General features: G+C 70.1%; 16 protein-coding genes. 12 read left to right on the top strand and 4 right to left on the bottom strand.

The genetic code is table 11. The annotated features are described in order from the left end of the window. Nucleotides 1-94: 94 nt before the first annotated feature. From AC4IJH_RS36835 to AC4IJH_RS36820, 4 genes are all read right to left on the bottom strand, one after another. A complete protein-coding gene (locus tag AC4IJH_RS36835; protein WP_490856343.1) occupies nt 95-1660 on the bottom strand; it encodes a hypothetical protein in 1566 nt (521 codons plus the stop codon). A 235-nt stretch (nt 1661-1895) separates the two neighbouring features. Continuing rightward, nucleotides 1896-2912: a bifunctional DNA primase/polymerase gene (locus AC4IJH_RS36830; protein ID WP_490856342.1), complete on the bottom strand. Its 1017-nt coding sequence runs from the start codon at nt 2910-2912 to the stop codon at nt 1896-1898. 273 nt (nt 2913-3185) lie between these two features. Then, entirely contained in the window at nt 3186-3728 is a 543-nt protein-coding gene (locus AC4IJH_RS36825) for a GNAT family N-acetyltransferase (protein WP_490856341.1), read from the bottom strand. Further along, nucleotides 3725-4507 (bottom strand): GntR family transcriptional regulator, encoded by a 783-nt coding sequence (locus AC4IJH_RS36820; protein WP_490856340.1) that lies wholly within the window; start codon nt 4505-4507, stop codon nt 3725-3727. The genes AC4IJH_RS36825 and AC4IJH_RS36820 overlap by 4 nt, the downstream gene beginning before the upstream one ends. Before the next feature lie 250 nt (nt 4508-4757). Between AC4IJH_RS36820 and AC4IJH_RS36815 the strand changes: the two genes are divergently transcribed. From AC4IJH_RS36815 to AC4IJH_RS36760, 12 genes are all read left to right on the top strand, one after another. After that, on the top strand, nt 4758-5042 hold the full coding sequence (locus tag AC4IJH_RS36815; protein ID WP_490856339.1) for a hypothetical protein: 285 nt from the start codon (nt 4758-4760) through the stop codon (nt 5040-5042). Further along, nucleotides 5039-5311 (top strand): hypothetical protein, encoded by a 273-nt coding sequence (locus AC4IJH_RS36810; protein WP_490856338.1) that lies wholly within the window; start codon nt 5039-5041, stop codon nt 5309-5311. Before AC4IJH_RS36815 ends, AC4IJH_RS36810 begins: the two co-directional genes overlap by 4 nt. After that, nucleotides 5311-5541, top strand: a complete 231-nt coding sequence (locus tag AC4IJH_RS36805) for a hypothetical protein (protein ID WP_490856337.1) — start codon at nt 5311-5313, stop codon at nt 5539-5541. The genes AC4IJH_RS36810 and AC4IJH_RS36805 overlap by 1 nt, the downstream gene beginning before the upstream one ends. Before the next feature lie 14 nt (nt 5542-5555). Next, nucleotides 5556-6962, top strand: a complete 1407-nt coding sequence (locus tag AC4IJH_RS36800; RefSeq protein ID WP_490856336.1) for a DUF2637 domain-containing protein — start codon at nt 5556-5558, stop codon at nt 6960-6962. Nucleotides 6963-6964: 2 nt separating this feature from the next. Then, nucleotides 6965-7339 carry a DUF7739 domain-containing protein gene (locus tag AC4IJH_RS36795; RefSeq protein ID WP_490856335.1) on the top strand — a complete coding sequence of 125 codons (375 nt, stop codon included), beginning with the start codon at nt 6965-6967 and terminating at the stop codon, nt 7337-7339. A gap of 91 nt (nt 7340-7430) precedes the next feature. Then, on the top strand, nt 7431-9860 hold the full coding sequence (locus tag AC4IJH_RS36790) for a hypothetical protein (protein WP_490856334.1): 2430 nt from the start codon (nt 7431-7433) through the stop codon (nt 9858-9860). A 198-nt stretch (nt 9861-10058) separates the two neighbouring features. After that, complete coding sequence (locus tag AC4IJH_RS36785; protein WP_490856333.1) at nt 10059-11144, top strand: hypothetical protein; 1086 nt, start codon at nt 10059-10061, stop codon at nt 11142-11144. A gap of 12 nt (nt 11145-11156) precedes the next feature. After that, nucleotides 11157-11360 (top strand): hypothetical protein, encoded by a 204-nt coding sequence (locus tag AC4IJH_RS36780; RefSeq protein WP_490856332.1) that lies wholly within the window; start codon nt 11157-11159, stop codon nt 11358-11360. A gap of 16 nt (nt 11361-11376) precedes the next feature. Beyond that, entirely contained in the window at nt 11377-11769 is a 393-nt protein-coding gene (locus AC4IJH_RS36775; RefSeq protein WP_490856331.1) for a hypothetical protein, read from the top strand. 126 nt (nt 11770-11895) lie between these two features. After that, nucleotides 11896-12753, top strand: coding sequence for a DUF4097 family beta strand repeat-containing protein (locus AC4IJH_RS36770; protein WP_490856330.1), 858 nt, complete (start codon nt 11896-11898; stop codon nt 12751-12753). Between the two features lie 122 nt (nt 12754-12875). Beyond that, a complete protein-coding gene (locus AC4IJH_RS36765) occupies nt 12876-13121 on the top strand; it encodes a hypothetical protein (RefSeq protein WP_490856329.1) in 246 nt (81 codons plus the stop codon). A 70-nt stretch (nt 13122-13191) separates the two neighbouring features. Next, nucleotides 13192-13692: a hypothetical protein gene (locus tag AC4IJH_RS36760; RefSeq protein WP_490856328.1), complete on the top strand. Its 501-nt coding sequence runs from the start codon at nt 13192-13194 to the stop codon at nt 13690-13692. Nucleotides 13693-13853: the final 161 nt, after the last annotated feature.

Raw genomic sequence — 13853 nt, 5'->3', positions numbered from 1 at the left:
CCCAGACCGGCATAGGGGGCTTTTCTGGGCATACAGACGGGCGGGCGGTTGCGTCGAAACGCACCGCCCGCCCGATCGTCTGAGCGCTGTTCGGTTATGCCTTCTCGTCGAGGCTCGACACCGACCACAGGGCACCGGCCCGAAGCGGCCCCTGGTGCCGTACGAGCCGGTACGGGCCGTAGTAGCGGCCCATCCTGGCGTTCAGCCACTGCCCGAGCTGCCGGGGCACCGGCTTCTCGTTCCGGCTGTTGAGCGGCATGTCCTCGCTCACATCGCTGTGCTGCAGGACCTCCTTGGTCGCCTTCGGCGTGCTGCCGTAGATCCGGAACCAGGTCGCCAGGAAGGCGTGCCACTCCCCCGCTTCCTCGTCCAGCTCGATCGCGGTCTCATCCCGGTTGGCCATGAAGCCGGGGATGCCGGACCAGTCGAGCAGGCCAGCCACCGCCGACGTCCACTCCGAGTAGCCACCCATCTTCACCGTGCGGCGCGGCGCCCCGGCCTGCGCCCACCCGGCGGCGAGAACCAGGAGCGCCTGGAGGATCTCGGTGGAGTGCTCGCGTACCCAGATCTTGAAGTCGCCGATCGCGAAGTTGTCGCGCTGGTCGGGGTTGGGGCAGTCCGGGTCGAGCCGGACCCACAGGACACGTCGGGCCATGTCGCCGCCGGTCCGCAGGTTGTTGCCCGTCGCCAGCCACAGGCGGTCGTTCGGCGCACCGACGTTCGCCGTCGAGCCCAGGACGCGGTCCTCCCAGTACTCCTTGGTGAGGAGGTCAGCGAGGATCGGGGACTTGAGCGATCCGCCGTTGTCGACGTTGTCGAACGTGATCACTGGGGCGCCGGTCTGCGTCAGCTTCGTCGTGATCGCCTTGCGCAGCTCGTCGGAGTTATCGCGGGGCCAGGGCAGCGTGCCCATCCCGTACAACTCCTCGAACAGGTAGGTCAGATACGACTTGCCACTGCCCATCGTGGTCGCCGTGACCAGCCCCATGGGCGTGGGGCACCGGATGTAGTGCCGCAGGATCGGTGCGAAGGCCAGTGCCAGGTACTGCGCGCGGTCGCTGTCCTGCACCCACGGGAAGCCCGAGAGCATGAGCAGCAGCAGCTCGCGCGCCACCTTTACGTCATCCGGCGTCGGCGAGTTCGTGACCGGACCCATCGAGCGCAACTTCGGGAACAGATAGATCCCCGTCGCCGGGTCGTACCCCGGCTTCTGCAGGAGAGTGCCGTCCGTGCGCAGGATCGGCGCGGTCGCCACACCGTGGAGCTTCGGCAGCCGCCACTTCTCCCGGCCGAGGATCGCGCTGCAGGTCCGGCCGGTGGGGTACTGCCGGATCTCCTCGAAGGTGCGGTTCGCCCCGCGGCCCACCGGCTTGAGCGCGTACGTCTCAACGTGCTCGGCGAACCACGACAGCAGGTTGTCGGAGGTGAGCCGGTGAATCTTCGGCTCCCCCTTGTCATCCGAGGTGACCCAGTTCAGGCCGCCGCTGCGGACATAGAGCTTGGGCACGTCCGGGCCGTTCATGACGCGCAACAGCCGCTCGAAGGACTCCGCCTCGTTGGTGATGTCGACCTTCGGCTTGCCCGGCGGAAGCATTTCCTCGGGCGCCGGCGCCTCTTCCTCTTCCCAGGTCGCGCCCTGGGCGGGGACCACGGTCGTCATGCCGCACCCCCGATCCGCTGGACGGGGCGGATGACGTCAGCGTTTCCGCCCGCATTACCGCTGGCGGAAACGATGGCGGGAGAACCGGACACAAGCCGGTGTGAGCAGGTAGAACGGGGCCGCATTCGAGTCGTACTCCTCGGGTGCCTGGCCTCGGGGTGGTCGCACACCGCCGGGGCCCTCTTCGTGGTCGAGGTGAGGTGTACGTACTCGATGGGGCTTACGTCTCGTCCTCTCATGCGGCACCGCCAACGCGGTGCGCGGTCGGCATGTAGCGCGGCCGCTTGAGGCCCGCGCGCATGCCCGAGCTCAGGGTCTTCTCGATCTCGTGCGCGTACTCGGTGCCGAGCCCGGCCGCCGTCGCGGCCGCGGTCAGCTCCTCCTCGGCGACGGCCTGGACCAGGAGGCCGGCGGCGACGAGCTGCCCCGCGCGGTACGCCGCCTTGTTCAGCCGGTCGTTGCGCCCGGAGTTCGGGGACATCGACGCCAGCTCGCTGCACTCAGAGCGCAGGATGCCGGTCGCCCACCGCTCCTCGCGGGTGCCTCCACTGCTCAGTGCCTGCAGCCGGGCGTCGATCTCAGCCCGGCTCACACGCGCCCCCGCTTTGGGTGGCTGAGGCGCAGTGGTGATCAGGGTCAGCAGCCAGTCCGGCAGGACCGCAGGCTCGGCGATGCCGTTCTCCAGGACATACGACGCACCGTCGACAACGGACCCGATCCCCACGACGTAGCCACCAGCGGCGCGGGTGTCGATCTGCCACCCGATGGTCCGGGCGGTGTTGCGGACGCGGAGGTCGGCCGGGGCGCGGTAGATCAGGTGGCGCCCGCCGCTCGGGGTGCGGACGGTCATGGTCGGTGCGATCTCGGCGCCGGGGGTGCGCTCGACGAGCACGGCGAGCATCGTGCTGCCGTCGACGACCCCGGCCCTGGCGAACTCGGCGGGCGGCGGTGCGTCGTCCTCGTGCGGGACGTCGAGGTCGACCGCGATCAACCCGGAGGGACCGCAGGCGACACCGATGTTGAAGGGCGCACGCGACCAGGTCCGCTCGATCAGCTCGGGGTCGCGCGTCGCGCGGCTCTCCCAGCTCGACCAGAGGGGTGCCTTGTCGCCGACGAGCAGGGGGTGGACGTACATGCCGCGTCCCGCGTAGTGCAACGCGGACGCGAGCAGTTGGGCCCGAAGAGTCCGGAATCCGTCCGTATTGTGGCTCAGCGCATGTGGCGCCAGGCGGGAAAAGTCTCGTACCCTCATCAGAGAGCGGTCCGTTCGCTCGAACTTCGCCGGGCTTGGTAACCCGGCCTTGCAGTACCGCTTAGGCGCCCTGGCCGGGGCGCCTTTCGCGTTTCAGGGGCCAATCCTGCCCCTTGATCGGCAAATCGGGCAGCTCGTAAATTCCGTTCTGCCGGATGAGTCCCGAAATGGGATCTTGAGATCGGTAAACGTTGGTGGTCACGGTAGTGGCGGAGAGCGGGTTGGAGTCGGCGCCGAGGACGTATACGAACTCGGGACTGATCTCCTCTGCCGTCACCGATCCTCCGAGAGAGTGGTGTCGTCGAGACCGTGGTCTGCGGAGGCGGCAGGGCGCTGGGCCGCCCACCCGGAGACGACCGTGGGGTCGCTCGCGGTCCGGACGTGGGCGAATCCGTGGGCGAGGTAGTAGGCGTGAAGCCGAGGATTGGTGGTCCAGGCGTCAAGCCGCAGCCATTGGGCGCCAGCCTTCAAGGCGCGCTCGCCGCACCAGTCGAGGATTCGACCGCCGAGGTCGGCACCTGAGTAGCGCCGATCGACGCTGAGCTTGTGGACGTACAGGGCGTCTTCCGCGCGTTCCCCGGGAGTCCAGAGTCGAGGGTCGGCGTCGCGGTCGAGGGTGACGGTTGCGGCGGCGTCGGAGCGAAGGCTCTCCTTGATGACGAACACCTCGCCCTGCCGGATGCTGGCGGCGATGTGATCGGCGGGGAACGGCTTCGCCCATTGGTCGATGCCCAGCTCGGTCAGCCAGGCCGCCGAGTCCGTACGGAACTTGAGCAGGCGGGGGAGGTCGGCGAGTTCCGCCGGGACCACAATCACTTCGTCTCCGCCGAATCGGCGGGAGGCCACTCGCGCGTCCGCTCGAAAATGATCACATGCCGATCGCCCGGCACGATGTTGATGGTCACCTGCACCGGCTCGTCGTCGAAGGTGAACGTCGTGACGATGTGCTCGGCGACAGGGGTGCCGGGTCCGAGCTTGAGGCGAGCCACTTCCTCGGGGCGAGGCATCCGCACGTAGATCTCATCCAGAGCCCGGACCAGCGGCTTGCCGAGGTCGGCCAAGACCTGGTTCGTGCCGCGGGCCACGTCCTCGGGGCTCATGAATTCGCTGCCCTGTACGAAGCTGAGACGTACATAGGAGTCGTTGATGTTGTACGGCTCGCCGTCGATGTACCGGGTGCGAAGGCGGGCGGCGAGCAGATCTTCGTCGTCGAGGTTCAACCGTTCCTTGACGGGGGTCGGAGGCCGGACGATCGACACCTGGATGTCCTGAGAGGGCTGGCGTCCGTTGCCCTCGTCCTCCAGGAGCTGGGTGAAGATGTCGAGGTTCGGAGCCTTCTGCCGGAACTCCTGCTGAGGGCGATAGATCATCGGGTGGATTTCCCGCACGAAGTGCCCCCGCGGCCGGCGGCTGACGATGAGCCCCTCGTTGACGAGAGCGGCCAACCCCTGACGCACGGTGTACCGGGTCGCCGCGTACTTCTCCTGCAGCTCAGCCTCGGTCGGAAGCTGACTCCCGGGTGGCCTCGTGCCATCAGCGATCTCGGCGCGGAGGTCATCCGCGACGCGCTGGTAGATCGGCGTATTCGTCCTCATGGCGTCTATGTGTACCTCTGTGATCGCCCATTGTCCAGTCAATGCGAACTCTTCAAACGATGGGCTTGACGTTCCACTCCGGACGGTGCATGGTCATTCACGGCAGCAGGCATTGTCCAGTCAATGCGAATGGGCAAGCAATGCGCTACGTCACGCTGCCCGCAGACGCAAAACGGCCCTCTCGGGAGATCTGCCAGGACCACCGAGAGAGCCGCCGGAGGCCGTCCCAACGAAAGGAACACGACCCCACATGAACACCATCGTCGCTGGTCAGAGGATCGTTACCGCCGCCGAGTTCGCCGAGGTCGCGATGGGCTTCGACCAGCCCAGCGTGAAGGCGCCGGCCCCGAAGGTCTTCGTCCCGAGCCCCGCCGACCTGGAGGACTTCGCGGAGTTCGTCGAGGAGGTCACCGACCCCTCCGGCTCCGAGGTCGACGCCGAGAACGCCCTGTACTACCGCAGCCTCACCGCGAACGTGACGGCCCTGTCCCGCCGCCGGGCGCGCGTCACCTTCCCGAAGGCGGTGGCCGCGTGATCACCGTCGACGCCCGCTTCGCCTTCGTGCTCTCCCTGCTGCCCCTGATCCTCGGTCGCCTGCGCATGGTCGCGGCGCTGGCCGGTGGCGGGTGGCTGGTCGGGATCGAGCTGTCCCCCCTCTCCCGCGTCGGCCTCCTCCTGGTCGCCGTCGCCGTCATCGCCGTCGACACCCTGCTGACCAACCCGGCGACGTACGCGACCACGGCCCCGGCCGCGAGCGCGGGCGCCCACCGGTCGGCCGGACACCGGATGGGAGCGGCCGCCTGATGGCCACCACGATCTCCAAGACCACGGTCAAGACGAGCCGCCCGAGGCGCCTGACGGTGCGCGGCTGGATGAACTGGCGGGACCTGGTCGCCGCCGCGTGCGGGACGTGGGCCGCCAGCGGCGGCTGGCACGAGACGCACGACGTCACCACCACCGTGACCCGGTTCGCCGTCGTGTACGTCGCGGTCCTCATCGTCGCGGCGATCTCGAACTCTGAGGGGGCGAAGTGAGCTACCGCCAGGACATGCGCGAAGACCGCGCTGCCGAGCGTGAGCAGGACCGCCAGGACAAGAAGATGCGGCTGGAGGCGCAGCTCGAAGCGCAGCGCATCGCGGCCGCCGACCAGCGTGAGGCCGCCCGGATCGCGGCGGAGCAGAAGCGCGAGGACGAGCGGCTCGCCGCCGAGCAGAAGCGCCTCGACCAGGAGGCGGCCGCCGAGAAGGCCCGCAAGGACGCCGAGCAGAAGCGCCGCCAGGAGCTGCAGGACAAGCGGCAGCGGCAGGCGGAGAAGGAGCGGGCCAGGGCCGCCCGCAAGGCGCAGCGCGCGAAGGTGCTGGGCTGGCTGAACGCGAACCCGGCGACCGTGTTCGTCGCGTACGTGATGGTCGCGGCCGTGGTGCCCGCGGTGCTCTCCCAGGTCGGCGCCCTCGCGGGCAACGGCGTGATGGGCGCGCTGGCGATCCTGCTCGCCTCGATGCTGGAGGGCGGCGCGTGGGCGATCGTCTTCCTCGGCAAGGAGGCGGAGGCCAAGGGCCGCGAGACCTGGAAGTACCGGCTCGCCGGGTGGCTGGTCTCGGCGGTCGCCGCCGGGATCAACTTCTGGCACTGGTCGGAGATCGCCCCGCTGTGGGTCGCGAGCGTGTTCGGCGGCTCGTCGCTGTTCGCCTTCTTCATCTGGGACCTGAAGACCCACGGCTCCGAGGGCCCGACCCGCGAGCAGCGGCGCGAGGCGAAGAAGCGCCGGCGCCACGACCGCAAGCGCCGTCGCCACCACCGGAAGGTCGCGAAGAAGGCGGACCGGCTGTGGTCGGCCGCGCCGTACGGCACGCTCACCGAGGCCGACGCGTTCGCGGCGGCGTGGGAGATCGAGTACGGCACCGAGCCGGGCCTGACGCCGACGCTGTACGCGGCTGCCACCGCTGCCCGCCTCAAGGTCGGCGAGGCGTTCCGGGTCGCCGAGGAGTCCCGCCCCGACCTGATCCGCGCGAGCCTGCTCGCCGGACTCCACAGCCCTCTCTCCAAGAGCCTCGCGGAAGCCTCTCCGGTGCTTGGACCCGTCGTCTCCATCGGGGCCCGCAGCGGGTCGGCTGAGGGGCCTGGAGGCCAAGCGGGAATTGGGTCGTACGGCTCTGAGGGACCTTCCGGCGACAGCGGCAACGCTGACGAAAACGCCAGCGGAAACGGAAGCGGGAACGCCAGCCGGAACACCGGCCGGAAGGGGCGTACGGAACAGGAGCTGGAGACCCTGCTCCCCCAGGCCCACAAGGTCGCCGCCGAGCTCGTCGCCGAGGGCAATCAGATCTCGGCGGCCGCGCTCGCCAAGCGGATGAAGGTCCGGCGCGAGGACGGCATGTGGCTGCGGGACCGGGTCGTCGCCGAGCGCAAGCTCCGGCTGATCGACAGCGACCGCGACGAAGCGATGGGGGCCTGACCATGAGCCGCAAGCCCGCCATCCACGACGCCGAGCCGCATGTGATCACCTCGCACGGCGCCGACTTCTTCGGCCAGGACCGGCACCCGATCCGGGCGCTCGCCGGGCTCGCCCCGTACGCGGAGAACTCGGTCTCCTACTTCGACCGCAAGACGATCGCCCCGCTCGTCGCGCTCCTGGAGGCCCCGGCCGACCAGACCTTCCCGGCCGCCGAGGCCGACCAGCTCGCCGGGCAGTTCCTCAAGGTCGCCCGCACCCGCGGCACCAAGCCCGCCGTCGCCGCCCTCGCCCGCGCCCTGGCCGACGCCGCCGCCCGTGCCGCGGCGGTCGGTGAGCCGTGGACCTGGACGGTCGAGGGCTCCCCCGCCACTGCCTGATCTACCGCCCCCGAAACCGCGGGGCCCAAGGCGCCTCCCTTCCACAGTCGCCGCCGAGGGCCCCGCTTCCTCCCGAAGGAGAAGCACCAGCATGACGGAGCAGCCGACCACCGCGAACCTCGACGAGGGCGAACTGGCCACCGTCTCGTACCTGCCGGGTGCCACCGCCGTCCTCGAGCAGCCGCACCCGGGCGCCGGCCCCGACCCCGACGAGTCCGCCCCCGCTTTGGGTGGAGGGTCTTCGGAGACCACGGTCGACCTCACGAAGACCACCGAGCCGGAGGTCCTGGAGGGCAAGGTCCTCCCGGCCGCGGGTTGGGAGCTCGGCGAGGACCCCGAGGGCGACAAGCCGTGGATCAACCCGCTGCTCAAGACCAAGGAAGGGCGCAAGGCCCGCCGCATCTACCTGCAGCGCGTCGCCCGCCGCAAGGCCCGGCGCTGGGTGTCGCGGCAGGTCACGCCGCTGGGCATGGTGCCCGCCACGCTGCGCGGCCCGAAGCGGGTCCACCGGTGGGTGCGCGGCATCGAGGGCATGACCGCCGATGCAGCCAAGGCCCGTGCGGAGATGACGGCCGACGAGGCGGCGAAGGCGGCACGGTCCGCGCGCTTCGCCCTGCGGGACCGGGACGCGAAGAAGAAGGCGTCGGAGAAGGCGCAGCAGGACGCCAGCATGGCCCTGGTGCAGGCGACCGCCGCCGCCGAGACCGCGAAGAAGAAGTTCGGGCAGCGGGCCGCCGCCGCGTACCTGCCGCTGGCGGGCATCGACGTCACCGGGATCATCATGGAGGGCGTGCCCGGCCTGACCGCCGGACTGCTCATCAACGCCGTCGTCTTCGCCCGGGTGGGCAGGACGCCGGACCTGGCCCCGGAGGACCTGGAGGCCCTGGAGCGCGCCGAGTCCGGGGTGCCCGACCGCTTCGAGCTGGGCATGACCCCGCGCGCCTTCGAGAACATGCTGCAGCAGGCGCTCACCGAGGACTGCGGCGTCAAGGTGTACGCGCTGCGCGTCAAGCCGCACCCGTGGGGCTTCGAGGTCGAGGTCGTCCTCAACCGCGAGACCCCGGAGAAGCTCAACTCCAGCCTGGCGCTGCTGGAGTCCTGCCTGCCCGGCGTGCGCACCAACTCGATCCTGCTGCAGCAGTCCGCGGCCGCGCGCAACGAGTGCACCCTGCGCATCCCCGGCGAGAACCCGTGGCGGGCGGTCCCCGAGCTGCCGTACCGCAAGCCCAACTCGGTGACGACCAACGACATGCACAAGGCGCAGATCGGAGCCGACATGGGCGGACGTTCCCTCGCACTGCCGCTCAAGCGCACGAATGCCTGCGTCGTCGGCAAGTCCCGCTCGGGTAAGTCGACAGTGCTGCGCGCCATTCTCGACGCGCTCACCAGCACCGACGACCGCATTGTCATCGGAATCGACCTCGGCTCGTACGGCAGCGGATTCGGCCCGTACCGCAAGGCTATGGACGCCGTCGCCTGCACCACGGCCGACGCCCGCCGGGTCCTCGAATGGGCCCTGGCCATCGGAATGCGACGCCCGAGCCTGTTCGACCGCTTCGGCATGGGCCTGAACTGGGAATCCAGCCGGGACAAGCCCGGAATCACCGTCGTCATCGACGAATTCCCCGCCCTGGTCACGGCGTCGAAGCAGGAATACATCCCCGAGCCGGAAGACGAGTTCGAGGAGAAGCCGCTGCGGCTCGACGCGCTCGTGCAGCAGCTCGCGCTCACCTCGGCGAAGTCGGACGTAACGCTCATCGTCGCCACCCAGGCCGTCACCAAGGACCGCGTCGGCGCGAACGCGTGGCTGTCCGAGCTGCCCGTCCAGGTCATGTGCGCCTGCGACACCGACGACATCAAGCTGATCGCCGGGGGCGGCGCGATGGCCCAGGGCTGGCGCCCCGACCGGCTGCTGCCCGCCATGGGCAACGCCATCAACGACGCCTCGGTCTGCTACGTCCTGGCGGGCGGCGACTACTGCGAGCCCATCCCCTACCGCGCCTGCATCACCGACGACGACGAGGCCCTGCGCCGCTCCGAGGAGCGGGTGAAGGCCGGCCGCCCCGGGCTCGACGACGCCAGCGCCCGCTTCGTGCACATCAGGGACGTCGGCGAGCTCGTCCGCGACGACATCTTCGCCGTCGACGACGAGGACCAGGAGGAGGAGGAGCCCGCCGCCCCCGGGATGGTCCTCATGAAGCAGATCCGCGAGCTCTACCGCGACGCCGAGGTCACCGGCATGACCGCACCGATGCTCTTCGAGGCCCTGGCCAAGGCCGACCCCGACACCTGGACGCGCGAGCGCCTGGTCGTGCCCGGCGAGGACGGCGAGGAGGACACCACCCTCACCGAAGACGAACTGCTCGGCCACGTCTTCAAGGCCGTCCTGGAGCCGCACGGCCTGTCCTGGCCCAAGAACAAGATCCGGGTCAAGGGCGTCACCGGCACGGTGAACGGCTACCGCCTGCGCGAGCTGAAGAAGATCCTCGGCGAGGCCGAGGAGGAGGCCGCCGAGGGCTGATCCGGCCCCGGAACACGCCAGGAACACGCAGGTCAGAGGGGCGGAACACCTCGGGAACACGGCCGGAACACCGGCCAGACCCCGGAACAAAGTTCCGCCCCCGGCCCCCACGTTCCGCCCCTGTTCCCCCCGCCTGACCTGCACGTTCCCTGACCGTTCCGCCCCGTGTTCCGCCCGGAAGATCCAGAGGAGTCCGAAATGCCGATCGAGCCGTGGCAGCCCCTCGCACCGGACAACGGCAGCCTGTTCCTCGCCTTCGACCGGCGCTTCCGCTACCTCGTCGAGGACCCCGAGCCCAAGCTCCGCACCACCTGGATCCCGACCGTCCTGGCCTGCCCGATCTGCGTCGCCGACACCGGCCTGCGCTTCGGCTACCAGACCGGCGTCGACCCGATGCTGCAGGCGCAGTGCCCGGCTGGTCACATCTGGGCCGAGCCCCGCGTGCCCCTCGCCCACTGGGAGGCGTACTGCCGGATCCAGGCCGGACAGTCCGAGGCCGACGCCCTGTGGCTGGTCGAGGCCGGATTCGGCGAGGAGCCCCCGCCGCCCATCGACTACCAGAAGGAAATCGTCGGTGCCGCGAAGTACGTCGCGAAATACGCGAAGAACAAGGCCAAGGCAAAAGTCCGCAGCAAAGTCCGCAAGGCGAAGAAGAGCGCGGTCAAGCAGGCCATGCGGCCCGTCGCCGCCGGAATCCGCATGGCCTGGGCCTGGCAGGCCGGAGGCATCGAGCCGGTCAAGAAGTCCCGGCGCGGCACGGCGAAGAAGACGGCGGCGCCGAAGACCCCGCCGCTGTCCGCCTACCGCAAGGCGTACGGAATGGAGCCCCCGAAGAAGGGCCCCAAGTGCCTGGTCTGTGAGGACTCCGGGCGGATCACCGCGCCCGGCATCTCGATCCCGTGCACCGAGTGCAAGGGCCCCGCCGCCGCAGCGATGGCGGCCGCCGAGAGGAAGGCCGCCAAGGCCCGCGAGGGCAAGGGCGCCGGCGGACGCAGCCGGGTCGAGAACCACGGCGTCATCGTCCGCCCCGGCAAGAAGGTCACCGGCGTCGTCCAGGTCGTCGGCGACAACCAGCAGGTCAACGCGCAGACAGGCAAGAGCATCGGCCCCGGCCGCCCGCTCACCGCGCAGGAAGCCGCCGCCGTACGCGGTGCCGTCGACGCCGCGACCCGCGCCGCCCGCGCGGCCGGCGGATCGAACTCCGGCGTGCACATCAGCGGCAAGAACAACTCGGTCGTCCAGAACGTCACCAGCGGCGACCAGACCCAGACCACCAACGACTAGGAGCCCCACTTCGTGAGCGTCCGCTACGTGATCGCCGAGCCCCCGCCGCCCAAGTGGTGGACGAAGAACAAGGCCACAGTCCTGTGCATCGTCGGCCTGATCGCCGGGTTCGCCCTGGCCGGAGGGTGCGGCGGAGACGGCAACGCCACCCCGAACGGTCCGGCGACCACCCCCGCGACGACGAGCCCGAGCACTACCCCGCCCCAGCACCGCTGACCCAGGGAGACACACCGTGCAGCAGCAGCCACCGCGTTGGAAGCAGATCCTCTTCGGCCTCGCCCGCAAGGGGTGGGCGTACGAAACCCACGACGAGGTCACCAGGGCGCTGTCCGTGGAGACCGCCCGGCAGCGCAACGAGAACCTGCCCGCGCACATGTCCGGCGTGAAGAACATCGTCGAGCAGCTCGGGTTCCAGCCCGGCCTGGTGACCGCGCACGCCGAGACCCACGACATCGCGCTCTACCTCGAAGCGCTCGCCACCCACGCCCGCGGCCTCGGACAGGACAACCTCGCCGACCGCCTCGACGACGCATGGCGGGCCACCCACGAAGCCAACTGGCAGATCGGGCAGGCCACCCACGCCACCATCCCGGCCGCCCAGATCCCCACCGCTCCCCTGGCCTGACCTGCACCGCAGCAAAAAGGCAGACCGAGAGTCTGCGAAACGCTAGACATGCAGACTCGGAGTCTGCATCATGGAATTACCGCAAGCGAGAAAGCAAGCGGAAACGACAGCGACTAGGAGCCCACCTTGAGCACCTCGCAGACCTTCACCGCCACCGCCGCCGGAGCCATCTGGACCGACGTCATCAGCCACGTCGGCACCGTCAACGTCTCCGTCGACCGCTCCCTGAAGAACGCGGTCATCACGGTCAGCACGGGCGACGACGAGGGCCCGCTCGCCGACGCGGTGCGCAACGCCTCCAAGAAGGAGAGCAAGTACAAGAACCTCGACTGCGTCACGATCCGCGTGCCGGAGGTCGAGGGCAGCACGATGACCATGGGCAGCTCGACCTTCCGTTTCTCCGGCGGCGGCATGGTCGTCGGCCAGAACGTCGGCGTCGTCACCGGCTCCGTGACCGGCATGACCATCAGCAACGGCGACGTCATCATCGGCGGCCGCAAAGTCGTCGAGAACGGCCGTGTCGTCGCCGCGCAGGGCACGATCGTCTCCGGCAGCGGCATGGGCACCATCACCGTCGACGTGAAGCTGCCCAGCGAGCAGTCCTCGCTCCGCCTGGAGACCACCAGCGCCGACCTCACCGTCCGCGGCGACCTGGAGGTCCTCGACGTCCACTCGGTCTCCGGTGACGTCGAGGCCCGCGGCGTACACACCCTGCGCGGCAACACCACCTCCGGCGACATCGAGATCGAGCGCGTCGACGCCCGCGTGGACGTCACCTCGATCTCCGGCGACATCGAGATCGGCGCGTACAGCGGCAGCGAGTTCCGCGCCAACGCCGTCAGCGGCGACATCCACGTCACCGCGACCCCGGCCGCCACCGGCTCGCTCGACGCCACCACGGTCTCCGGCAACGTCACCACGCGCGGTACGAGCAACCTGCACGAGCGCGTCCGCACCGTCTCCGGCCGCCACCGCAGCCGGTGACTCCGCCCCGGGGCGGCCGCCACAGTCGCCAAACTTCACCGGCCGCCCCGGGCCCCGGATCCCGCTCCGAACGGCAGCGGGGGGAGCACCCATCGTCCCTCGAAACCGAGACGGAGCCAGCCATGGCCAAGCCCACCGAAGAGACCCGCACCGCCGCCAAGGCCCGGATCGCCGAGCTCAAGGCGGTCCGGGACAAGGCCCACGAGGACGCCGAGAAGGCCAAGGCCGCCGCCGACGAGGCGATGTGGCAGGCGATTGCCGCCGAGCTGGACGCGAAGTCCGCGCTGCAGCTCGACGTCGCCGAGGTCACCGGCTTCAGCCGCGACCACGTCCTCAAGCGCACCAAGAAGTACCGCCAGCAGGGCTGATCAGCCCCGGCCCCCGGACTCCCCCGCCGGGGGCCGGTCCCTGCCCCACCGATCCAGAGAGAGGTTGTCCGTGAGCTACGAGAGCGCCCCCGAGACACCGCGCACCGAGGCCACGGTGCAGCCGTACCGCCCCACCCCGCAGCAGGCGGCGCCGCTCTACCGGATGCCCGTCGCCCTCCAGGCCGCCGACGTCGAGCTGTACGCCGAGCGCGAGCCGGTCGTCTGGGTGCCCGACGCGTACGGACAGATGGTCCCGATGCGCAAGTCCCAGGCCCCGGCCCCGATGCAGCCCATGGCGCCGCGCGACCTCACCCCCCAGCCGCTGTTCGACCCCAAGGCCCAGCGCATCGCGGCCGGCGGCGTCCTCGGCGCGGGCGTCGGCTGGGGCGCGGGCCAGCTCGTCAGCGCCGCCGCCGGGCTCGGGGCGGGCACCGCCGCCTTCATCTTCTTCTCCCTGCTGCTGCTCCGGCTCGCCCCGGCCGCCGTGAGCCGCACGACGATCCGCAACACCACGCACGTCACGAACAACAACCGCGGCTTCGGCCGGTCCAACACGACCGTCAACCACTGATCGGAGACCTGTGATGGCGAGCCAGAAGGCCCTCAACCCGCCGGTCGGCCAGTGCAGGCAGTGCTGGTATCACGCGTATGCCTCGCGGGAGGCGCACAAGGGCCTGAAGTGGAACGAGGACTGCCCGGCCTGCAACAGCCACAAGCAGGCGAACGGCGGCT

The sequence above is a fragment of the Streptomyces sp. UF-297 genome (assembly GCF_058245575.1).
The sequence above is the reverse complement of the archived record's forward strand: the minus strand, read 5'-3'. Positions and strand labels throughout refer to the sequence as shown.

Bases quoted from the DNA above. Each gene is read 5' to 3' on its own strand.
- AC4IJH_RS36835 (WP_490856343.1), bottom strand. From the start codon at position 1,660: ATGACGACCGTGGTCCCCGCCCAGGGCGCGACCTGGGAAGAGGAAGAG.
- AC4IJH_RS36830 (WP_490856342.1), bottom strand. From the start codon at position 2,912: ATGAGGGTACGAGACTTTTCCCGCCTGGCGCCACATGCGCTGAGCCAC.
- AC4IJH_RS36820 (WP_490856340.1), bottom strand. From the start codon at position 4,507: ATGAGGACGAATACGCCGATCTACCAGCGCGTCGCGGATGACCTCCGC.
- AC4IJH_RS36815 (WP_490856339.1), top strand. From the start codon at position 4,758: ATGAACACCATCGTCGCTGGTCAGAGGATCGTTACCGCCGCCGAGTTC.
- AC4IJH_RS36805 (WP_490856337.1), top strand. From the start codon at position 5,311: ATGGCCACCACGATCTCCAAGACCACGGTCAAGACGAGCCGCCCGAGG.
- AC4IJH_RS36800 (WP_490856336.1), top strand. From the start codon at position 5,556: ATGCGCGAAGACCGCGCTGCCGAGCGTGAGCAGGACCGCCAGGACAAG.
- AC4IJH_RS36795 (WP_490856335.1), top strand. From the start codon at position 6,965: ATGAGCCGCAAGCCCGCCATCCACGACGCCGAGCCGCATGTGATCACC.
- AC4IJH_RS36790 (WP_490856334.1), top strand. From the start codon at position 7,431: ATGACGGAGCAGCCGACCACCGCGAACCTCGACGAGGGCGAACTGGCC.
- AC4IJH_RS36785 (WP_490856333.1), top strand. From the start codon at position 10,059: ATGCCGATCGAGCCGTGGCAGCCCCTCGCACCGGACAACGGCAGCCTG.
- AC4IJH_RS36765 (WP_490856329.1), top strand. From the start codon at position 12,876: ATGGCCAAGCCCACCGAAGAGACCCGCACCGCCGCCAAGGCCCGGATC.